Genomic DNA, 22251 nt, shown 5'->3' with positions numbered 1-22251 from the left:
TGCTCAGCAGCATGAACCTAAAAAATAAGATTACGCTCGGCTTTCTGGCAGTTTTGGCCATGCTCATCGGGGTGAGTGCCTACGCGTTGTACTCGGTGAAGCGCCTGGAACGCTCCTCCTCCATGGTGTTGCAAGACAACTTCTACTCGGTGCAGCTAGGCCAGCGGATGTTTGCCGCCCTCGACGACCTAGCCCCTCTCGAGCAGCAGCGCTACCTAGGTGGCACCGCATCTATCAACTACGCCCCTGCCCTGCAAAATGGGCTGCAACGGTTTCGCCAGAACCTGACCCGCGAAGCCGGCAACATCACCGAAGTAGGTGAACGCCAAATAGTAGACAGCCTCACGCGTGCCTTTGCCGATTATCAACTATTGCTCGATCCGCAGTCCAGCAATGCCCCTACGCCGGCCTTTTACCTCGAACAGATCTTACCGCGCCACCAACTGCTGCGGGCACAAACGGCGCGCATGGTGCAGCTCAACATGCAGGCCTTGATGCGCAAGAACGTCGTTGCCCAGCAAACCGCCACCAAAGCCAACCGCTACACCGTGGCCCTACTGACCTTCAGCGTGTTATTCACGATGATGTTCATTTTCAGCGTGCCTGAGGCGACGGTAGCCCCGTTGCGCCAGCTAACAGCTAGCCTCGCTAATGCCGCCCGCCACGACTTCACCGCCTCCATTCCCGAAGAAGGCAACGACGAATTTACCCAAGTGGCGCGTTCGTTCAACCAGATGCTGCTGCAACTCCGCGACTACCGCACCTCCACCCTAGCCGAACTAATTACGGAGCGCAACCGCGTGGTCAGTATCGTGAATAGCCTGGATGAAGGCCTGCTGCTGATTGACCAAAACCGCCGCGTAATTGTGGCGAATCCCGTAGTAAGCAACTTGCTAGGCTTGCCGCTCGGACAGCTTGAAAACCGCGCCGCCGACGAAGTTGCGCAGGAAAACGACTTGCTCCGTGAGATGCTGCGCCACCTCGATTTGCCAGCCAATCGTCGCGAGGCTGACCCACCGCTGCTTACCTTAGCTCAAGGCGGCGAGGAACTGTATTACCGCCTCATCGTGCACGACGTGGTTTCCTACAACGAGGCCTTGGAGAAGAAGGCGTTTGTGGGCTCGATCTTGCTGCTGCGCAACGTATCTGATTTTAAGAAGCTCGACCAAGCCAAGTCTAACTTTCTGGCCACGGTATCGCACGAGCTGAAAACGCCCCTATCGAGTATCAACTTCAGCCTCATGCTGTTGCAAGATCAGCGGGTGGGCCCGATCAACGAGGCGCAGCAGAAGCTTTTGGCTACCCTCAACCGCGAAAACCAGCGCCTGTTGAAGCTAGTAGGCGAGCTAATCGACGTGTCGCGGCTGGAATCGGGCAACATCCAGCTCAACTTCCAGCCCAGCCGCATCCATGACATCGTGCAGTTTGCCGCCGACACCATCCAGCTTCAGCTCCAACCCAAGCAGCTCACGCTCGATATCCAAGTACCGGAAACGCTGCCCGCCGTGCGCGCCGATATCGAGAAAACGACCTGGGTGCTGCTCAACCTGCTGGCCAATGCCATCCGCTACTCGCCTGAGCAAGAAGCCATTCGCATCCGCGCCGACCTAGCCCCCGATGGGCAGCAAGTGCAGGTACGGGTACAGGACCGCGGCCCTGGCATCGCGCCGCAGTACCAGGAAAAAATCTTCCAGCGCTTCGTCCAGATTCCGGACAAAAACGGCTACAAAGGCGGCTCCGGGTTAGGCTTGAGCATCGCCCGCGAGTTTATCACCAGCCAGGGTGGGCAGTTGTGGGTGGAGAGCGAGCTAGGTACGGGCAGCACATTCGGGTTTACCTTGGCGCTAGCTAGTCAAAACGAAGTCGCTTAGCCAAACCTAGCAATGCGCCAGCAATACAGTTCGGCCGAGCACACGAACGCAGATGAAGAACTTGATCAGCAACAAAGCAGAGGGCCAATTCCTGATTGGATGCGCTGACTTGCCGCCAGGACTACCAGGCACGACCTTCTAATTATAATCTGCTCGGAATTGCAAGGGGGTTTGCTGGGTCTTGGCTTTAAAGAGCTTGCTAAAGGACTGTGGATACTCGAACCCCAAGGCATACGCAATTTCACTGACGGAAAGCGTCGTGGTCAACAGTTTCTCTTTTGCCTGCTCAATGAGTCGTTCGTGGATCAACTGCTGGGTTGTGCTGCCGGTGAGCTGTTTTAAGCAGTCACTCAGATATTTGGACGATAAATGCAAGCTATCCGCTACATACTGAGCAGTCGGCAAACCTAGGTCTGGGTGGGGTGCGGCAAAATAGTTATTCAGCACCTGCTCCACCTTCACTAACAATTCGCTGTTCACGGCTTTGCGGGTGATAAACTGCCGGTTGTAATACCGATTGCAGTACGTCAGCAGCAGTTCAATATTGGTAATCCATACCTCCTGACTAAAATTGTCGATCGGCCGCATGGATTCTTTTCGCAATTGGAGAAAAATGGCTTCCACGGCTTGCTGCTCTTCTTCGGACAGAATCAGCGCTTCATTGACGGCGTAGTCAAAATAGCCGTAGGATTTGATCTTGCTCCCCAAGGGGAAGTTCCGCAAGAAATCTGGATGGACCGATAGCTGCCAGCCGGCAGTGGCGAAGCGAAAATCCTTCTCCAGAAAGCTCACCTGCTTGGGCCCAAAGCAGGATATCACCCCTTCGTCGAAGTCGAACATACTTTGTCCGTATTGTAGTCGACAAGGGCATTCCGTTTTGAGCGTTATCTGGTAGAAATCCGTGATTAGCCTCGTCCGCTGTTCAATGGCGATTTTAGGAAAGTGCTCAAACTGGATCAGACTGACCAGTGGATGCGTGGGCTTGGGCAGTTGCAAGAGCTGATGCAACTGCTTGATCGACTGAATGTGAACGGTGCTGATCGGTTCCATAAGCCCCTAATTAGCTGTTTTTGCTAGCTTCTTCTGGTAAGAGCTGGCCATATATTGGGCAATCATAGCATTGGGCAATAAGGTGAGCAGACGAGCCCCAAAACGATTTTTGCTTCCTGCCACATGGAAACGTTTTTTTGCAGCTAGAGCCTCCACTAACTCCTGCGCAACCTCATCGGGCGTCTGGGCATCAGCTGTTTTGTAGTCAGAACTTAGCCCGACGGCCTTTTCATTATTAATACCGGCAGCTTCATTGAAGTTAGTTCTGGTCAGCCCAGGCGCAAATAACAGTACATCAATTCCGTACGGCTTGCACTCCTCCGTTAGAGCCTCCGTAAACGAGCGTACAAACACCTTACTAGCGGCATAGGTCGCCATATACGGCACCGGCATAAAGGCCGTCATCGACGCAACATTTATGATCTGCCCCTTTCTTCGTTCACGCATAGGCTGCAGGAACAGATGAGTCATGGCTACCAACGAAGCATTATTGAGTTGCAGCAAATCCAGCTCCGATTGCAAAGACAGCGTGGCAAACTCTCCTCCTGAGCCAATGCCTGCATTATTCACTAGCAGGTCAATTTCCCAGTTATGCTTTTGGGTCTTGCTATAAATGTGGTGCGGAGCATCTGGCTTAGACAAATCGGCGGCGATGAACGTGACCTGAACGCCGTAGTCGGCCTGTAGCTGTTGGCTAAGTAGGGCCAATTTCTCCGCGCTGCGAGCTACTAAGACGAGGTTGTGTTTTTTCGCGGCCAATTTACTGGCCAGGGCTTGCCCAATCCCTCCGGAGGCTCCGGTTATTAGCGTGTAGGTCATATTCTTATTTGCTGAAGTTGAGCAGGCAAAGAACTCTAGCTTGGAGGAACCGCTTGTAGCCAAAAGGCGGCTCTTTGTGTTCAAAAGGCGGCTAGGAGTATCCGAGGAAGTGGTGGCCCAGTTTGGAACAGAATACCACCGAAATCCATGTGGGGCAGATGGCGTCATTCTATAAGTCCCAGTGAGCATCACCAGCCGAGACTCTGGCCGCCATCACCAAGGCGAGGTTTTGTAAACTCTAGTCTTTTCATTTTATGGAAACTCCATAAAATGAAAATGCCGTTAACTTTTTCATCGAGTTGACAGTTTAATACCAAACGGTATATTTGCACCGTTTCCGTACATGACCATGTCTAAAGCCGAACGTACGCGCCAGTTCATTATCGAGCAGACAGCCCCTATTTTCAACAAGCAGGGTTTCGCCGGCACGTCCTTGAACGACCTTACCACCGCCACGGGCTTGACGAAGGGCGCCATTTACGGCAATTTTGAGAACAAAGAAGAAGTAGCGCTGGCTGCTTTCGATTACAACCTAGGTCTGGTGCGGGACGGGCTTCGGGCCGGTGCGGAGAGCAGCGCCCCTGCCCGCGAGAAGTTGCTCGCCATGCCGCGCTTCTACCGAAAAACCTTTTCCGAACTGCGGGGCATGGGCGGCTGTCCCATTCTCAACACGGCCGTGGAAGTAGACGATGCCCCACCGACTGCCCTGCGCCAGCGCGTGCAGGAGAGCTTGCGGAGTTGGCGGGGCAATATTGTTCGCATCATCGAAGCAGGAAAACAGGCCGGCGAACTAAAGCCGGCGACCGAAGCCGAACGCTACGCTACGCTCTTCATCGCGCTGGTGGAAGGCGGCATTCTAGTGGCAAAAGCCACTGGCGATGCTACTGCGCTTATGACTACCCTCGACCACATCGAGCACTTGATCAACAGCGAATTAGCTGTCTGACATTTTTTTCTTCTAAAATATACCGATTGGTATAAAATACAACTTCACCATGAGTATTCTGCGCCTTTTTCTGCTGTGTGCCACAGTCATTGCGGCGGCCGTGATGGAGTTGATTGATACCAGCATCGTGAACGTGGCGCTGTCGCACATGAGCGGTAACCTAGGTGCCACGCTGGCCGACACGTCGTGGGTTATCACCTCGTACGCCATTGCCAACATCATCATTATTCCCATCACCAGCTTTCTGGCGGCAAGGCTAGGTCGGAGGCGCTACTTTATTGGCTCGATCATTCTGTTTACCATCGCCTCGGCGCTGTGCGGCACGGCCACCAATATCTGGACCTTAGTGGCCTTCCGTTTCGTGCAGGGCCTAGGAGGCGGGGCCTTGTTGTCAACTTCCCAGACGGTTGTATTTGAAGCATTTCCCCCGGAGAAGCGTGGGGTAGCGAGTGCCTTGTTCGGCATCGGCGTGTTCACCGGGCCAACCATTGGGCCTACGCTGGGCGGCTACATTCTGGACGTGACGAGCTGGCACTGGATCTTCTTGGTCAATGTACCGATTGGGATTATAGTCACTATTGCGGCGTTTCTGCTGGTGCCGGAGCCGGCGGCTACCACCCGGGCCAACCTGCGCATGGACTGGCTTGGTCTGCTGCTGCTAGTGGTGGGCGTGGGGGCTTTGCAAATCGTGTTGGAGCGGGGACAGGAAGAAGACTGGTTTGAAACGCCTTACATCACGCAGTTGAGCGTGGCCGCAGTGGTAGGATTGACTGCCTTCATCTGGTGGGAGCTAACGACGAAACACCCCATCGTGGATCTGCGCGTGCTCAAAAGCCGGACGCTCGCGGTGGCAGCCTTGCTCACCTTCGTGACGGGCATGGGGCTATTTACCTCGGTGTACCTCACTCCCGTATTTGCCCAGCGCCTGCTACATTTCCCGGTGCTCGACACGGGCCTACTACTGCTACCGGGTGCGGTGCTCGCCATCTTCTGCCTCATGCTCACGGCCCGTGCGCTGCAAAAAGGCGTGCCAATTCCGGTGGTAATTGCCTTAGGCTTTGTGCTGTTTTTCGCTTTCAGCTGGCGCATGGCCGAACTGAATGGAACGGCGGGTAAGGACGATTTCTACTTTCCCTTGATTCTGCGCGGGGCGGGCCTAGCGCTGCTCACGGTGCCACTCACGGCGCTGGCAGTATCAGGGCTGGCGCTGAAGGATATTGCCCAGGGGGCAGCCCTGAACAACATGATGCGCCAGCTCGGCGGCTCGTTCGGCATTGCCATTGTCAATACCTACCTTGCGACGCGCTTCGCCGAACACCGCCACGCGTTGGTCACGCACCTGAGCGCGGCAGATCTGCCCGTGTCGGAGCGCTTAGCCAGCGGCACACAGCTGGTAGTTGCCCGATTGGGGCAGCCCATACTGGAGGCACAGCAGCGCGCCTACCAGTTGCTGGATCTAACTGTAAATCAACAAGCCGGCATTCAGAGTTATAACGACGCCTTTCTGCTGGTAGGCCTGTTTTTTCTGGCGGCCATGCCCCTGCTGCTGCTCGTGTTGCGCCGAGGGCCAAGCAGCGGACCAGTGAAAGTCAGCTTGTCGGACCACTAAGAGCCAATTTTTTCCTTTTCTACGTGCATATATATGCCTGATTTAAAACGTGTAGTCGTGACGGGGGTGGGAGCACTAACGCCCATTGGCAACGATGCCGCTAGCTTTGGCCGCGCCCTTATAGCGGGCGTGAGCGGGGCCGCCCCAATCACCCACTTCGATGCGACGAAATTCAAAACCCGCTTTGCCTGCGAGCTAAAGGGCTTCGATCCGCTCAATTACCTTGAGCGCGCTGAAATCCGTAAGTATGACCCTTTTACGCAGTACGCGCTGGTGGCTGCCGATGAGGCCATTCGCCATGCTGAGCTAGCTTTCGAACAGTTGAACCGCAACCGCATCGGCGTGATTTGGGGGTCGGGCGCGGGCGGGCTGCTCACCTTACAGGAGCAGATCAGTGAGTTTGCCCTAGGCGACGGCACACCGCGCTTCAATCCCTTCTTCGGCGCCAAGATGATTGTGGACATTGCCGCGGGCGTGATTTCCATCAAGCACGGACTGCGGGGGCTGAACTACGCCACCGTGTCGGCCTGCGCCACTTCCACCACGGCTCTGATTGATGCCTTCAACTATATCCGCTGGGGCAAGGCCGACGTGCTGATTTCCGGTGGCTCGGAAGCACCGATCAACGAAACCGGCATCGGCACCTACAACGCGCTACGCGCCCTTTCCACCCGTAACGACACGCCCGCCACCGCCTCCCGTCCCTTCGACGTGAGTCGCGACGGGTTCGTGGTGGGTGAAGGCGCAGGGGCACTGGTGTTGGAAGAGTACGAGCATGCTCGCCGCCGGGGTGCTCCTATCCTAGCCGAAGTGGTAGGTGGCGGCATGGCGGCAGATGCCTACCACCTCACGGGCACGCACCCCGAAGGCGAAGGCGCTTACCTGAGCATGCTGGCCGCCCTGGAGGATGCCGGACTGCAAGCGGCCCAAATCGACTACCTAAATGCCCACGCTACCTCTACGGGGCTAGGTGATGCCAGTGAACTGAGGGCCGTGGAGCGAGTATTTGGCCCTATGCCTCACCTCCACATTAGTGCCACTAAATCTATGACGGGTCACTTGCTGGGAGCTGTTGGTGCGGTGGAGGCTATTGCTTGCGTGCAAGCTGTGCAGCAAGACGTGATACCGCCTACCATCAACACGACGCAGGTAGATCCAGGCTTTGCCAGCCAACTGAACCTAACGCTGAACGAAAGCTACTACGGCCCGGTGGAATATGCTATGAGTAACTCCTTCGGCTTTGGTGGTCACACAGCTACATTGATCCTCAAGAAGTTCACCTATTAATACGCAGTCACCAGACTGAGCTCTTTCCTCCATGCGCGTCTACTAGTGAAGCTATTTCAAGCAAACACTCCCTTGTAATCTAAGGCTTCAGCAGAGGCCACGTGAAGCTGATGCCCTTCGCTTGATCAGTACGAATGTCAAATTTCTCTCCTTTGATCTCTCCACGTTTGGGCAGTGAGTAAGGCTGTAGCGAGCCATCAGCAGCTACTACCGCTATGTCGTGGTAAGAAATGAAGAAGGTAATATGGTCGCCCGGCTGGCAATACTTTGTCCACGGCACCAGGTTCACGTCCGGTTGATTTACGATCATCGAGGGAATAACAGGACGACCGCGGCGCACCACTGTTATCAACGCGTTCCGGAACCGGTAGTGCCCCTGTTCAGCACAATCGTCGGGCGACGTCACGCGCAATCTGACCCTAGGTACCAAGGCGCTGCCCGTAGCAGGTATTTCCTGGTTATTACTTAATACTTTAAGCATGGGCGCAGAGCAGTTGGTTTGACCCAGTGCTTCCTCAGTACTACACAGGATTGCTACTGCGACGAGTGCACTACTATTCAACAGGATAGACTTTAGCATAGCGAAGACTAGAATGGAAAAGCTAGGATTAACGCAACGGCCTAGTCATTTTGCGTCAACGTATAAAAGCTGGTTATCATTGTTGAGCGCATAATAGCGTAAGAATCTATGTCAATAGACCTTGGAAACAAGAACGTCATTCCGACCAGCGGGAAAAATCTGGCCTAGTTGGGCAAGCGCTAAAACCAAAACGGCCTGCCGCAAACCAGCAAGAATACTGGTCTGTGGCAGGCCGTTTTGGTTGGGAAAGCAGCTTACTACGCTTCTACCAGCGAAGGGGCAGATGATACGTCGATGCTAGCTAGGGCCTTCTCCATGGCGGTATCCTGAACGCCGGGAATGGCGGTGCCTTCTACCCGTACCACCGTCAAGTCGGTCATGCCGAGAGTGCCTAGCACGGCCCGTAGATAGGGCACCACAAAGTCATAGCTCGCCATGGGTCCTTCGGAGTAAATGCCTCCACTCGAAGTAACTATGTACACTTTCTTGTTCTCCACCAACCCCTGCGGCCCGTGCTCGGTGTAGCGAAACGTGACGCGGGCCCGCACAATGTGGTCGAGCCAAGCTTTGAGCGTGGACGAAATTCCGAAGTTGTACATGGGCGCGCCAATAACGATGGTATCAGCCGCTTGCAGAGCGGCAATGGCGTCGTCGGAGTGGCGCACGGCGTCTTGCTGGGCAGGTGTGTGCTGCTCGGCGGGCGTGTTAATGGCTTGCAGGTACACCTCTTCCATGTGCGGGAAGGACTTGTTGGTGAGGTCGTATACCTGCACTGTGCTACCGGGGTTAGCTGCCAACAGTTTGTCAATCACGGCGTTGCATAGTTGAATACTAAATGCGGCGTTGCCGCGGGGACTGGAGATTATATGCAGAATGTGCATGGTCGAAAGGGAATAATGAAGAGTAGAAAGCGCAACGTGCCGTGCGGCTGGGCTAGGTCGGATACCTAGGTTGCTGCTAGTGAAAACCCAATCCCAACCGTTGGTGCCAAGCGTGGGCAGACCCTGCGCGCAACAGGCCTGCTCAGAGTGGCTACTCGTGTTGGTTTGGTGCGAGCAAAGGTGGAGGCTAGGTGGTTTATTTCGGCTAGTGGTTTACCAAAGGATACCGGTATCCTCTAGGATACAAACCTGATTTAGAGCGACCTTTAGGGCATGCTACAGCCTTATCATCGACCCGCAAATTCCCAAGAATGCAACGGCGCCATGCGCTCCGTGCGCGACGCCCTCGACTTGCTCGGCGGCAAGTGGAAGCTTCCCATCATCGTCGGCCTCATCGATGGCCCAAAGCGCTTCAAGCAGCTGCAACGCGACGTGACCGGCATCACCGCCAAGATGCTCAGCAAAGAGCTCAAGGAGCTGGAAGTGAATGGCCTACTCACCCGCCACGTGGAGGCCGAAACGGTGCCGGTGGCCGTCACCTACACTATGGCGCCCTATGGCGAGAACCTGTTCCCCGTTATTGATGCTTTGCGCATGTGGGGACAGCTGCACCGCGCCCACATCATGCACCCGTCGACAGCAGCCGATGAACCGGACTCGGTACTACGCTTAACCAAGGAACACCCGGACAAGGCAGCGGAAGTGAAGAAAGCAGGCTAGCGCAAACGCCTAGCTATCAGAGTAGTTTACCGAAGGATACCGGTATCCTTTGGTAAACTACTAGTCGAAATAAACCACCTAGCCTCCACCTTTGCGCCTACTGAACGGCCGCTAGAGCAGCCGGGCTGAATCGTCTTCTTTTCACCGTTATTCTAGTTATTATGTCTTCCTCCACTCGCAACATCATTGCCTGGATTTTACAGGTTCTGCTAGGCCTAGCATTCATTGCTTCGGGCTTCAAGAAGCTCTCCGACCTAACGGCTACCGTAGGGATGTTCAGCAGCATGGGGCTGCCCGGTGCGCTGGCTTATGTTGTTGGGGCGGCCGAGCTACTCGGTGGTATCGGGTTGCTGGTTCCACGCTTCACCCGCTTAGCAGCCATCGGACTAATCATTATTATGGTGGGCGCGGTCATTATGCACGCCACGAAGATTCCGGGTGGACTGGCCGGCGGTTTACCCGCTTTGGTGCTGCTGGCACTGCTGGCCGTGGTACTCTGGCTACGGCGGCCGGCTTCGGTAGTGGCCTAGGGTAACCCAGTGGCTTGGCCAGGTTTAGGACCTAGCCGAACAGTTATAGTATCATAGTATGTAGCGCGAGGCTCCGGCTTTGCGCATCGTTGAACGATTTGAGCCCAGGGCGAACCTAGCTTTAATCGTTCAACGATGCGCGAAGCCGGAGCTTCGCGCTATTGGCATTTTAGCTGACTTGAAAAAAAGTTTGCACCTAGCTGTAACCTCTCTGCCGCAGGGCGGTGTCCACATCAAAATCACCCCCACCAAACCTTCTCTCCCGGTTGGATACGCTTACTGATAATGCGCTCATGCTCCGGGTGAAAGCCGGCGATGTCGACCGAATGGGCCTGCTCTTCGAGCGCTACCACCGGAAGTTGTTCGGCTTTCTTTACCACATGCTCGGCCAGGCAGAAGCCAGCGAGGACCTGGTACAAACCGTGTTTTACCGGATGCTGAAATACCGCCACACCTACACGGGGGAAGGCGAGTTTCGCACCTGGATGTACCACCTAGCTCGCAACGTGCTGGCCGACCACGTGAAGAAGAACCGCCACAACGCGCGCCACACCGATGTAGCCGATTGGACGGAGAAGATTGGCGGGGGCGCCGGGGCCGACGAGAAGCTGCAACGGGAACAGGAAGTAGCAACCCTGCATCGGGCCCTAGCCCACCTCTCCGACGACTACCGGGAAGTGCTGGTGCTGAGCCGTTTTCAGGAGCTGAAGTATGAGGAGATTGCCCGGGTGCTGAACACCACGGAAGGCGCCGTGAAAGTGCGGGTGCACCGGGCGATGAACGAATTGAAGACCATTTACTTACGAATTGAAAACTGACGATAGATAATGAATTGTGAACACGCCCAAGAGCAGCTTATCGATTACCTGAACCACGAACTTCCCGAGGTGGAACGCGCTACCGTGGCGGCCCACCTGGAGGAGTGTACTGAGTGCCGCGAGGAGCTGCAAGCCATGCAGAAAGTATGGTACACCATGAGCGGAGTGCCCGTACCGGAGCCTAGCGAAAATGTGCGGCCGGCATTCTACGCCATGCTTGCCTCTTATAAGGAAGAAACGCAAACCAAACCTAGCTCCTGGGCCGCCGTGTGGCAGTGGCTGCAAGACGTCTTCACGCCCCAGCAGGCCTTACGGCTGGCGTATAGCCTAGCGTTGGTTGGGGTTGGCGTGGCCGTCGGGTTTTGGCTGAACAAACAACAGCCCGCGCCGACTGCCGATAACCAGCAGCTCGCTACCCTCACCAAGCAGGTAGCCGACATGCGGCAGGTGATGCTCCTCTCCCTCATCGACAACCCCTCCGCCACCGAGCGCCTGCGGGCGGTGAGCTACACCAAGGAGCTGAGCACCGCCAACCCCAAAGTAGTGGAAGCCCTGCTGAGCACGCTGAACCACGACGAAAACGTGAACGTGCGCCTCGCCACCCTCGAAGCCCTCACCCAGCTCGCCCAAGAACCAGCTGTGCGCCAGGGGCTAGTGCAGTCACTGACCCACCAGGAGTCGCCGCTGGTGCAATCGGCGCTGGCCGATGTGATGGTACAGTTGCAGGAAAAGCGTTCGGTGAAACCCTTGCGCCGCTTGCTGAAAGACCCGGAGCTGAACGAAGCGGTGCGCGGTAAAATCAAGGAAAGCCTTAAGTCTTTGTCGAATGGCCAGCCGGTCACTTCCACTCCCAACCAACCCTACGATGAAACCTTCCATTCTCCCCCAACTGACGGGACTCTTCCTACTACTGTCTAGCTGCCAAGCGATGGCCCAAGACCGCGAAGCCACCGAAAAGATCAGCAAAGAGTTCACCGTCACCTCCGACGCCAGCCGCACTGTGCTAGCACTCTACAACATCGACGGTGCCGTGAGCATACAGGGCTACGACGGCAACAAAGTAGTGATTGAAGCCACCAAGATCATCCGGGCCGACGACCCACAAACCTTGGAGTTAGGCAAGAAGGAAGCGCAACTCGGTTTTCTCCAGCGCGGCGACAGCATCGTGGCGTACACGGCCGCTCCGTACGACTCGCGCCCGCACAACGGCCGTGGCAACTGGAACCACAAGGAAATCGACTACCACTACACCTTCAACTACGTGGTAAAAGTGCCGCGCCAGCTGAATCTGCACGTGTCGACGGTGAATAACGGCAAGCTCACGATTCAAGATGTGACCGGGAAGCTGGAAGCCTACAACGTGAACGGTGCTATTGCCCTCACCAACGTCCGCGGCACTACCAAGGCCCACACAGTGAATGGCAATGTGGAAGCTTCGTACGTGGGAAATCCCGAGGGCGCCTCGTCTTACCACACCATTAACGGGCAAATTATCGTGAGCTACCCCAAGGATGTTTCGGCCGACGTGCACTTTAAAAGCATGCACGGCGAGCTGTTCACCGATTTTCCTAACGCAGAAACGCTGCCCGCGCAAGTCACGCAAAACAAGCAGAATAGCGGCAACGGCACCCGGTATAAACTCAACAAGGATACGGCCATGCGACTCGGCAAAGGCGGAAAAGACTTCCGCTTCGAGACCCTCAACGGCGACGTAACGATTAAACAGCAAACCAAGTGAAAACGACCTTTCTTCCTACTGCTACCCGCCATTTGCTCCGAGCTAGCTTGCTCACGGCGCTGTTAGGCGCCTCGCTCCCCACCCTAGCCCAATCTGGCGACAAAGACCAGCTCGTCGTCCCACTCAGTTCGCCTGGCAAACCCGGCATGCTCCGCGTGAAGCTCGTGAACGGCTCCATCAATGTGGTGGGCTATTCGGGCAAAGATGTTATAATCGATGCAGGCTCCCGTGAAGGGAAGCGCACTGCTACCCGACCTATCCCGGCCAATGCCAATGGCCTACGGCGCATCGATAACGACTCGGGCGTGGAGCTTACTGTGGACGAAAACGACAACCGCATCAACGTGAAAACCGACTCGTATCGTCACCCCGTCAACCTTGTCATCAAGGTGCCGCAACATTTCTCCTTGCAGATTAGCACCGTGCAGGATGGCAACATTGTGGTGGAGAACGTGACGGGCGAGCTAGAGGTAGGCAACGTGAACGGCGGTATTCAGCTGAAAGACGTAAGCGGCTCGGCCGTGGCCAACACGGTGAATGGACCCGTAACGGCCACATTCAGAAGCGTGACCACCAGCACGCCCATGGCTTTTTCGAGCGTAAATGGCGCTATTGATGTGACCTTCCCTAGCAACACCAAAGCGGCACTGAAGCTGAAATCCGACCAGGGCGAAATCTACAGCGACTTTGATCTGGTGACGGAGAAAAGCGCTGCCAAAATAAACCGTACGAACGAAGGCGGCACCTACCGTGTGAACGTCGACAATTGGACGTACGGCAAGCTCAACGGTGGCGGATCGGAAGTGATGATGAAGACCTTGAACGGGAATATCTATATCCGCAAGGCTAAATAGGTCCGCTAACAACATAGTAACCTATTCATAATCCGGAAACTCAGCTAGGTATTCGGATAAAGATCACCTTTGCTACGCAATTAGACGATGAGCAAAGCCCTGAAGCATAGCAAGTTATTTATTTATAAACTTCTATAAATCAGATATTTACACAACACCTTAAAGCAAGCCCAAAAATATTTGCAAGAAAATTTAAAAATATATCCAAGGTACCTTGCGTCACATAGTACCTTCCACTACATTTGTATCACTACTTCGAACAACGTCCTGGCCGTCGTAGCCGCCCAACCGGGGCGACGCCCGCCAGGCGCCAACGTCACCAGAAGCAGGTAAGTCGGTCCGCATTTTTTTGCAACTCCAGACAACCCTTGACCGCCTGCCGGTATCTATCCCGACGTTGCACCGATGCTCACTAGCCGAGCATTCCTACCACAGTTGAAGGCATCCTCGCACGAGGGCACCCAGCGGAACCGCGGCCGCCTGGAACAGCTCCTTATTGCCCGATAAGTTCAACGCAAGCTCCACTTCGATGACCCCGTAGGCCTCCTTTCCTCGCTCCTTCGTCCTTTCCTTCTGCTCTCCTATTGCTGAGCTTCCCTCAGCCCCTTTACGCTCCTTTCTACCACTCTTCCTTCCTTTTCCTTTCTCCTTCCAGCCTTTCCAAGCCATGAAAACCAAAGTCCTTTTCCTCGCCCTTCTGTTCATCAGCTTCGCTTCTGTTTCCTTCGCTCAGCGCCTTTCTGCAAAAACTAAATACCAGATAGCCCGCATTGAGGAAACGCTTACAAGCCAGCTACTTAACAACGCTGATGCCGGCGCTGCAAGCCAAGCTTACTTGCCTTCCGCCCAAACTATGCAAGTGCAAAGCGGCACCCTGGTTACGAAGAATGCAGCAGAGCCTACCCTAGCTTCTGCCAAAACCACTGACTTTCAGCAACCCGGTCGTATCGCCTACATCGACCTGCAAGGCACCGCCGCTGTAGCTCGCGTCGAACGAGAGTCGTCGAATGGCCATGTGGTTGACTTTGTCAGCTTGCTGCAAATCGATGGAGAGTGGAAGGTGGTCAACCAAGTACGCTCCTACGCCGAAAGCCCCGCGCTGACGCTTAAGTAGTCTTTCGAAAGTACAAAAGCACCTAGCTCTGACGGCAAGCCGTTGGAGCTAGGTGCTTTTGCGTTAAAGTCCCCCTTGATAATCTGCTGCTTTGCCTCCCGAAAGTAGCACCTAGCTCGTCCGAAGGAAGCTAGACAGTACAGACTGGTTAGGCTTTTGTATAAAGGTTGAGCTTCATTAGATTAATTCTACTTAACTTTTTATCTACAGCTCAGTTTCTTTATTGCCTCTCCTTTCGCAGCAGGCAGTAGCACCTATGACCTGTAGCTTCCCCTCACCCACTCCTACCACTAGCCCCTCCTCCGCCTACCGTAGCGCTTGCAGATGGCCTAATTCTGGGCTCTGCTAATGCAACAGGATACGCCTTCTCGGGTCAGTACGCTGACTGATGCGGTGGAAATACCAACTAGTTTGGTTATTGAGACGACGCCCGCACCGCAGCTGCTCGCTTGCGTGATTGTTCCGGCCAAAAACGAGGCGGAGCGCCTGCCACAAACGCTGGCAGCCCTGGCCGCGCAAGTCGACTTCGCTGGTCGTCCCCTCGACCCGCGCTGCTACGAGGTAATCGTGCTGGCTAATAATTGCGACGATGCCACGGCAGCCACGGCCCGGAGCTTTGCCCAAGCGCACCCGCATGTGGCGGTGCACGTGGTAGAAGTAACACTGCCGCCTGCCGAAGCTCATATTGGGTGGGCGCGCCGCTTGCTTATGGACGAAGCTTGTCGCCGCCTTGAGCACACCCGCAACGCAAACACCTTCCTGGCAAGTACCGATGCGGACACGCACGTAGCCCCTACCTGGTTGGCTGCTATTCAGGCGGAGCTAGGCGCGGGCAACGATGCCGTGGGAGGCCGCATCCTGACGAATGCCAGCCCGGCAACTAGGTGCGCGGTGCATTACCAGCACCTGCGCGACGCCACGTACCGCATTCTGCGGGCCCGCTTGGAAAGCTTAGTCGACCCTGACCCTGCTGACCCGTGGCCGCGCCACCACCAACACTTTGGTGCTAGCTTGGCGCTTACGCCGCAAGCCTACCGCCGCGTGGGTGGCCTGCCCGTGGTGCCTTACCTGGAAGATGAAGCCTTGTACCAAGCCCTGCGCCACCACGACCTGCGCGTGCGTCATAGTCCAGCCGTACAGGTAGTTACGTCGAATCGCCTCACGGGGCGCGTGGCCGTAGGGCTTTCGTGGCAGCTGCGCCAGTGGGCTTTGTTGCACCAACAGCAGCAGGAGCCTTGCGTGGAGTGCCCGCGCGGGTTACAACAAGAATGGACTGCCCGGCGCCAACTCCGCCACGTCTGGCAACAGATTCCAGAACCTAGCTTTGCCGCGCCGATGATTCAGGAAGTGGCCAGCACGCTCGGTGTGCCGCAGGCAGCTCTCACCCACTTTCTGCAAGCGTCCAAGACTTTTGGGGAGCTTTGGCATTGGGTTGAGCAAACGCGGCAAGAAGCAGGAAAATGGCTGGAGCGGTGGCCGCCCGTTCCGCTGCGAGAAGCCCTAGCAGAAGTGCGCCAGCTCCTGCGCCAGCACGATTGGCTACACCCGACCCAGGCGTAGCCACCTGCCTGAGCCTGGCTTAATCAAGTAAACGGTGCTTAACGCTTTTCTAGTAAGTCGAGGCGGTACTGCTCGTACCGCTCGCCGTGCAGGTGCTGCAAAGGCCCTTCTGGCGTAGCGCGATTTAGAAAAAACTCGTGCACTTCATCGCCGGTGAGGGGATAGTCGTGCACCACGGGCGTCCAGTGCACGAGCAGCAAGTGCGCGCCGGGCACCATGCGGGCAAGCAAACCATCGGCCACCCGACCTAGGTCGGCGAGGTTCCAGTAGTAACCCACTTCCGAGAGGAGCACCAAATCGAAGTTGTGTTGTGCCGGAAACTCCTGCGGCAGAAACATCTGCTGAAACGTGACCTGCGGTAAGTTAGCGCACCGGGCTTTGGCGCGCGCCAAGGGCTCCAGGGCCACATCAATCGACAACAATTGCGCGCAACGAGCCGCCAACTTCTCCGTGAGCACGCCCAGCGAGCAGCCTACTTCAAACGCGTGCGCATAGCTAGGTCGGGGCAAAGCGGCGAGCGTGGTGGCGTATTTTTCACGCTCATACGGACTAGTTTCAAACTGCCACGGGTCGGCATTGGCTTGGTACACCTGCTCGAAATAGGTGGGCGGCAACGTATTGGGTTGGTTCTGGTTCATGCCCTAGGTTTTCATTGTAGTGAAGGAAGGGCTTCCACGTACACTTCGTAGGGGCGGGCGAAGTGCGCCAGCATCTGCGGAGCCAGTTGGAAGCCCGTAGGATCGTCGTCGATAATGCCATCGATTTGAGACCGATGAGCCGCAATAGCTTGCTGCTTTTGCGCCAGTACTGTGCTGATATCGAGGCGCCAGCCGGTGACCTCATCAGAGCGGGGCAAGTCGTCAGGGGCGGCGCGTTCCCAGGCCCATACTAGGTACTCGAGCACCCGCGGTGCTATAGGTAACCTAGCTACTGCCGCCTGTACCAGCTTGCTGGTAGCCCGATGGTCGGGGTGCGGGTCGCGGCGCCATGGCACCACGATGGTAGCGGGAGCCCAATCTTCTAGGTACTTTGTTAGACTGGCTACTGCTTGCTCGAAGGCAGCTGGTGGTAGATCAGTTACCGCGCCATCGGGCAGCCCGAGCAGTAAGCTAGCATCCGCTTCTACCCCCAGCAAACTTAGGGCTTCGGCAAACTCTGCTTCGCGCAATGCTCGCCTGGCAGCAGGCGGAAACTTGCGTGAATGGGGGTGCGACATGGTACCGTCGGTGATGAGCACCGCCGCCACTGGCACCAGCATTGCGCGCAACGTGGCCATCAGCCCCCCACAGCCCAACGACTCATCATCGGGGTGGGGCGCTATGACAACAGTACGTCCCAGCGATTTAATAAAAGCTACCGGCTGGTTCGGCAGTGTCTCTAAGGACAAGAGTTCCACCTTACTCATCCCACAGCGTATGAGCTGGATTAGCGGACTTAGCCAACACAAACCGGCCAGCGTCGGCGAGGGCAGCATCGGGGGCAGGCTGGCGCAGGTAGTGCGTCAGGTCGCGGTGCAGGCGTTCAAATGGTTCGGGGCGCAACAGGCCGCGGGCACCTACGCACCGCTCAGCGAGTTGCAGCGTTTGCAAGCAGATTCCCTCAATGGCCGTGCGCGTCAGGTTGGCGTAAGCCACGGTAGCTTCCGCGTCGGTATCGGCGGCGGGCCGGGCCGCGTGCGTAGCCGCGCCGTGCAGCCATTGGTTGCCGCTCTCTATCAACACGGCTAACTCACCGAGGCGCATGCGTTGGTAAGGGTCGTCGGTGCGGCCCGTCTTACTCAGGAAATGACGGGTTTCGTTGAATACCGCTTCTGCCCCACCTAGCTGCACGGCTGCAAACCGAATGGCTCCGCCGCTAAAGCCGGGCTGCTGGTAGTAGTCGCCAGGCTGGCCGAGTAAGTCACTGGCTGTTAATTCAAGACCTGTAAAATCAGCTCGAAAGCTAGCAGAGGCGCGCATACCCAGAGGGCGCCAAAAGGACTTATCGAGGGCTGGCACCTGCTGATCCGCGGGCAGTACGATCATCTGCCAGCCGCCATCGGGCAACGCTGCCGTGAGCAAGGGCCGCGTGACGTACCCCGCCCCCGAAGCAAACGTTTTGCTGCCGCGTAGCCGATAACGGCCGTCGGGCAGCGGCTCGAGGTGCACGCCATCGTGAGCCTCAGTGTTCCAGACGCCAAACAAATGACCGGCGGCCGCATCGGCAGCCCAACGGGCTATCTGTTCGGGGCGCCCAAAGCGTTGCAGGAGTTGCAGCGCGTTGACGTGGCCTTCGTACACGCGGCCGATAGCTAGGTTGCCGCGGCCCACGTGTTTCAGCGTCCTTAGCTGCGCTTCCAGCTGAGCTCCGAGGGCTGCCGGCTTCTCACCCCATTGCGCCTGCAACGGTGCTACGAGCAAGCCCGCGTCGCGTAGCCAGTCGATTTCGTCGGCGGGGAAGCCTCCTTCCTGGTCGGAGAAAGCGGCGTGTGCGGCCAGGCGTGGCGCCAGCTCCGCAGCTGCTTGCTCGGGGGTTGTAGCAGCAACGAGAGGGGGCGTGGAGGGTTGTTGGAGGGCAGTAACAGATAGCATACCTTCCCTTAACCTGAACAGTAAGGTAGTTGTTACTCGTTGAGGCTAGCTCATCCGTACATGATTATGGCGTGCCCTCTTCGAGCATCAACCGGCCGAATGTCGCTCAGCTTGCTTACTTTCGTAGGTTGCCCTACGGCTAAGCTAGGATCTGCTACCAGATCTTGCCTACTGCTCAGCTTCTAACTGCCCACCTTCCGCTATGAAATCCCTTGCTGCCATTTGGGAGAGCAAATTTTCTTTCCTGGCGCAGTGTATCTATTTGAGCTTGCTGTTGTTAGTCAGCGCCTGCTCGCCTGCTACCCCAGTGCATCGTTACCGGATCGGCTTCTCTCAGTGTACCAACGGCGACGCTTGGCGCCTGGCCATGCTGGCCGGGATGAAAAAGGAACTGAGCTTTCACCCCGAGGTCAGCTTTCAGATGAAGGACGCGCAGTATAGCAGCGCCCTGCAAGAGCAGCAGATCAAGGAGTTTCTGCGCGAAGGCATTGACTTGTTGATTGTTTCGGCCAACGAAACCGAGCCCGTTACGCCTATCATCGAGGAAGTGTACAACCGTGGTATTCCAGTGGTTATCCTCGACCGCCGCACTACCTCCAAACTGTACACGGCCTACGTGGGCGGCAACAACGTGGAGGTAGGCCAGACGGCGGGCAACTACGCCGCCAACCTGCTCAGGCGCCAAGGTAACGTGCTAGAAGTGCTAGGAGCCCCCGGTAGCTCGCCGGCCATCGACCGCCACCGCGGCTTCGCCGCAGCGCTGGCAGCCTATCCCCAGCTTCGGCTTGCCGCCCAGATGAATAGCGACTGGGAGCGGCCGTCGGTACTAGAGCGCCTGCCTGCCGTGCTGCGCGCCCACCCCAACATCGACCTCATCTTCGCCCACAACGACCGTCTTGCCCTCGGTGCCTACCAAATCTGCAAGCAGCTAGGCCTCGACCGCCATATCAAGATTATCGGCGTGGACGGCCTACCAGGCACGCGCGGTGGTATTCAGTTGGTACAAGATGGCATCATCAACGCCACGATGCTGTATTCGCCCGGCGGCGAAGAGGCTATTCGCACGGCGATGAAGGTCTTGCGTAAGCAGCCTTATGATAAAGAGAACATCCTCAGCACCATGGTTATCGACTCGACCAACGTGCTGACGATGAAGATGCAAACCGAAAAGCTAGCTAGTCAGCAGCAGGATATTCAGCGCCAGCAACGCCTACTTCAGGCCCAATTGGCGACTTACACCAGCCAGCAAACCGTGCTGTACATCTTGGCGGCGGCGTTGCTCGGTGCGATGGTGCTTGGAGTTGTGGTGTGGCGGGCATTTCGGGTCAATCGCCGTATCACGCAGCAGCTAGGCAATCAAAACCAAGAGATACTTTCCCAGCGCAATCAAATTCAAGCCTTTGCCGACCGCGCCAAAGTGGAGACCGAAGCCAAGCTGCGCTTCTTCACCAACTTCTCGCACGAGTTGCGCACGCCCCTTACCCTCATCATGGGACCGGTGGAAGAGCTGCTCACCAATGGCGCCGACCTCTCCGCCGCCCAGCGCCATGACCTAGGTTTGGTGCGGCGCAACACCCAGCGCCTGTTACAACTGGTGAATCAGCTGCTGGATTTTCGCAAAATCGACGTGGGCAAGATGCCCGTGCGCGCCACCGAGGGTAACGTGGTGGCCTTCGTGCGCGAGATTATGGATGTATTTGAGAAGCCCGCCCGCCAGCGCGGTATTGCTCTGCGCTTTTTGCCCGCTGAGCCGAGCCTTATGCTGTGGTTTGACGTCAATATTCTGGACAAGGTCTTGTTCAACCTGTTATCTAACGCACTGAAATTCACGCCGGCGCGCGGTCAAATCACGGTCAGCCTTCAGCGGGTGCCAGCCCAGCGCAGTGTGCGTATCAGCGTGGAGGATACCGGCAGTGGCATCAGCGAGCAGGACCAAGCTCACATTTTCGAGTGGTTTTACCAGGGGCAGCAGGAAGTGGCAAAGGGTTCGGGCATGGGGCTAGCCTTGGCCACGGGCCTTGTGCGTCTGCACCAGGGCGAGCTATCTTTCACGAGCCAACCCGGCCAGGGCAGCACCTTTACTGTGACGCTGCCGCTGGAGCTACCGGCCGAGTTACGCAGTGCCTCTTCGCTGCCGTCTCCTAGCCTCGCCCTGACCGAAGAAGTTGGCGTGCCTTCGATCCCTGAAGATGCGCCTCTGGTGCTCAGTAGCGGCAAAGAAAACGAAGCGCTGGTGCTGGTGATTGAGGATAATGTGGAGGTAAATGCCTTTCTGGCCCAGAAGCTCCGCACGCACTTTCAAGTAAAAACGGCCACCGACGGCGCCACTGGCTTACGCTTGGCCGCCGAAACCATTCCCGACCTGATTGTCTGCGACGTGATGCTGCCGGAAATCAGTGGTTTGGAAATAGTAGCTCAGTTAAAAGGTGATTGGCGCACGTCGCACATCCCGGTCGTGCTGCTCACGGCCCGCAATGCGCCCGAGCAGCAGGTAGAAGGAGTACAAGCCGGCGCCGACCTCTACCTCACAAAGCCCTTCAACCCCACTTTTCTGCTCGAAAACTTACGCACGCTGCTGAGTAACCGCGAGCGGCAGCGTGAGCATTTCCGCCGCGAGCTGTCGGTGGATACCGCTACCGTGGCGCCCCAGCGTGTGGACCAGAAGTTTCTGGCCGACCTTACTGCTATTATAGAAGCGAACCTAGCTAACTCGGAGCTGAGCGTGGAGGATGTCGCCCGCAGCCTCGGCATCTCGCGGGTGCAGCTCTACCGCAAGGTGAAAGCCTTGCTCGGCACTGGCGTAACGGATTTCATCCAGGGCATCCGCCTTACCAAAGCCCGCCAGCAGCTGCTCGACTCCGAGCTGACGATTGCCGAGGTGGCCTACCGCTTGGGCTTCACCTCGCCCTCCTACTTTTCGGCTAGCTTCAAGGGCAAGTACCAGATTTCCCCATCTGAGTTCCGGGCGCTTCACACCACACCGAGTGTGTAAAGCTCCGCCCCGGTCCACTAGCTAGATGTACGGCCGATAGCGTTGCACAAGCAGCCAGCATGTGTTGCCTGCCGGTCGGGCGCCCTAGCATCCGACCAGTTGTCGGCAGAACAAACTAATAGAACGATGCTCCTAGCTTGGTGCAGATGACAACCGGTCGGACGCCTAACGCGTCCGACCAGCAGGCATGCAGTGCTTAGCTTATAGAGACAATGGGCCTACGACTTTGGTGTCGTAGGCCCATTGTTGTTTAGACCATCACCCATTCGGCTTGCTTAAGGTAAGCTAGGTTCTGGCTTTGGTACTATCAGG

The 22251-nt window shown here is 56.7% G+C and carries 20 protein-coding genes; 13 read left to right on the top strand and 7 right to left on the bottom strand.

Going from position 1 to position 22251, the window contains the following annotated elements; genetic code table 11:
* Positions 1-11 precede the first annotated feature (11 nt).
* Positions 12-1871, top strand: coding sequence for a HAMP domain-containing sensor histidine kinase (locus SD425_RS10920; protein WP_324678391.1), 1860 nt, complete (start codon positions 12-14; stop codon positions 1869-1871).
* A gap of 138 nt (positions 1872-2009) precedes the next feature.
* On the opposite strand, the gene SD425_RS10915 is transcribed toward SD425_RS10920, so the two are convergent.
* A complete protein-coding gene (locus SD425_RS10915) occupies positions 2010-2921 on the bottom strand; it encodes a helix-turn-helix domain-containing protein (protein ID WP_324678389.1) in 912 nt (303 codons plus the stop codon).
* A 6-nt stretch (positions 2922-2927) separates the two neighbouring features.
* The gene (locus SD425_RS10910; RefSeq protein ID WP_324678387.1) at positions 2928-3740 is read right to left on the bottom strand and encodes an SDR family oxidoreductase; all 813 of its coding nucleotides are present in this window, start codon (positions 3738-3740) and stop codon (positions 2928-2930) included.
* Between the two features lie 349 nt (positions 3741-4089).
* Between SD425_RS10910 and SD425_RS10905 the strand changes: the two genes are divergently transcribed.
* Genes SD425_RS10905 through fabF form a run of 3 tightly spaced genes read left to right on the top strand, consistent with a single transcriptional unit; the run spans position 4090 to position 7582 of the window.
* Positions 4090-4686, top strand: coding sequence for a TetR/AcrR family transcriptional regulator (locus SD425_RS10905; RefSeq protein ID WP_324678385.1), 597 nt, complete (start codon positions 4090-4092; stop codon positions 4684-4686).
* A gap of 49 nt (positions 4687-4735) precedes the next feature.
* Positions 4736-6295 carry a DHA2 family efflux MFS transporter permease subunit gene (locus SD425_RS10900; protein WP_324678383.1) on the top strand — a complete coding sequence of 520 codons (1560 nt, stop codon included), beginning with the start codon at positions 4736-4738 and terminating at the stop codon, positions 6293-6295.
* Between the two features lie 33 nt (positions 6296-6328).
* Positions 6329-7582, top strand: a complete 1254-nt coding sequence (gene fabF / locus SD425_RS10895; RefSeq protein WP_324678381.1) for a beta-ketoacyl-ACP synthase II — start codon at positions 6329-6331, stop codon at positions 7580-7582.
* 79 nt (positions 7583-7661) lie between these two features.
* On the opposite strand, the gene SD425_RS10890 is transcribed toward fabF, so the two are convergent.
* Entirely contained in the window at positions 7662-8063 is a 402-nt protein-coding gene (locus SD425_RS10890) for a hypothetical protein (protein WP_324678379.1), read from the bottom strand.
* A 356-nt stretch (positions 8064-8419) separates the two neighbouring features.
* The gene (locus SD425_RS10885) at positions 8420-9043 is read right to left on the bottom strand and encodes an FMN-dependent NADH-azoreductase (protein ID WP_324678377.1); all 624 of its coding nucleotides are present in this window, start codon (positions 9041-9043) and stop codon (positions 8420-8422) included.
* A gap of 273 nt (positions 9044-9316) precedes the next feature.
* Between SD425_RS10885 and SD425_RS10880 the strand changes: the two genes are divergently transcribed.
* From SD425_RS10880 to SD425_RS10845, 8 genes are all read left to right on the top strand, one after another.
* Positions 9317-9763 (top strand): helix-turn-helix domain-containing protein, encoded by a 447-nt coding sequence (locus SD425_RS10880; protein ID WP_324678375.1) that lies wholly within the window; start codon positions 9317-9319, stop codon positions 9761-9763.
* A gap of 161 nt (positions 9764-9924) precedes the next feature.
* Positions 9925-10293: a DoxX family protein gene (locus SD425_RS10875; RefSeq protein WP_324678373.1), complete on the top strand. Its 369-nt coding sequence runs from the start codon at positions 9925-9927 to the stop codon at positions 10291-10293.
* Between the two features lie 293 nt (positions 10294-10586).
* The gene (locus tag SD425_RS10870; protein ID WP_324679523.1) at positions 10587-11111 is read left to right on the top strand and encodes an RNA polymerase sigma factor; all 525 of its coding nucleotides are present in this window, start codon (positions 10587-10589) and stop codon (positions 11109-11111) included.
* Positions 11112-11120: 9 nt separating this feature from the next.
* Positions 11121-12029, top strand: a complete 909-nt coding sequence (locus SD425_RS10865) for a HEAT repeat domain-containing protein (RefSeq protein ID WP_324678371.1) — start codon at positions 11121-11123, stop codon at positions 12027-12029.
* A complete protein-coding gene (locus SD425_RS10860) occupies positions 11977-12849 on the top strand; it encodes a hypothetical protein (RefSeq protein ID WP_324678369.1) in 873 nt (290 codons plus the stop codon). The genes SD425_RS10865 and SD425_RS10860 overlap by 53 nt, the downstream gene beginning before the upstream one ends.
* Complete coding sequence (locus tag SD425_RS10855) at positions 12846-13703, top strand: DUF4097 family beta strand repeat-containing protein (protein ID WP_324678367.1); 858 nt, start codon at positions 12846-12848, stop codon at positions 13701-13703. The genes SD425_RS10860 and SD425_RS10855 overlap by 4 nt, the downstream gene beginning before the upstream one ends.
* A gap of 667 nt (positions 13704-14370) precedes the next feature.
* Positions 14371-14817, top strand: coding sequence for a nuclear transport factor 2 family protein (locus SD425_RS10850; RefSeq protein WP_324678365.1), 447 nt, complete (start codon positions 14371-14373; stop codon positions 14815-14817).
* 348 nt (positions 14818-15165) lie between these two features.
* A complete protein-coding gene (locus SD425_RS10845) occupies positions 15166-16377 on the top strand; it encodes a glycosyltransferase (protein WP_324678363.1) in 1212 nt (403 codons plus the stop codon).
* 38 nt (positions 16378-16415) lie between these two features.
* Here SD425_RS10845 and SD425_RS10840 read toward each other — a convergent pair whose 3' ends face one another.
* From SD425_RS10840 to SD425_RS10830, 3 genes are read right to left on the bottom strand one after another with little or no spacing between them, the layout of a single operon-like run.
* A complete protein-coding gene (locus tag SD425_RS10840) occupies positions 16416-17015 on the bottom strand; it encodes a class I SAM-dependent DNA methyltransferase (protein WP_324678362.1) in 600 nt (199 codons plus the stop codon).
* Between the two features lie 11 nt (positions 17016-17026).
* Positions 17027-17782 (bottom strand): PIG-L deacetylase family protein, encoded by a 756-nt coding sequence (locus SD425_RS10835; RefSeq protein ID WP_324678359.1) that lies wholly within the window; start codon positions 17780-17782, stop codon positions 17027-17029.
* Entirely contained in the window at positions 17775-18947 is a 1173-nt protein-coding gene (locus tag SD425_RS10830; protein WP_324678357.1) for an acyl-CoA dehydrogenase family protein, read from the bottom strand. Before SD425_RS10830 ends, SD425_RS10835 begins: the two co-directional genes overlap by 8 nt.
* 202 nt (positions 18948-19149) lie before the next feature.
* Between SD425_RS10830 and SD425_RS10825 the strand changes: the two genes are divergently transcribed.
* Complete coding sequence (locus SD425_RS10825) at positions 19150-21939, top strand: substrate-binding domain-containing protein (RefSeq protein WP_324678355.1); 2790 nt, start codon at positions 19150-19152, stop codon at positions 21937-21939.
* Positions 21940-22251 lie beyond the last annotated feature (312 nt).

Source organism: Hymenobacter sp. GOD-10R (genome assembly GCF_035609205.1).
In the GTDB taxonomy this organism is placed as follows: domain Bacteria; phylum Bacteroidota; class Bacteroidia; order Cytophagales; family Hymenobacteraceae; genus Hymenobacter.
The sequence above is the reverse complement of the archived record's forward strand: the minus strand, read 5'-3'. Positions and strand labels throughout refer to the sequence as shown.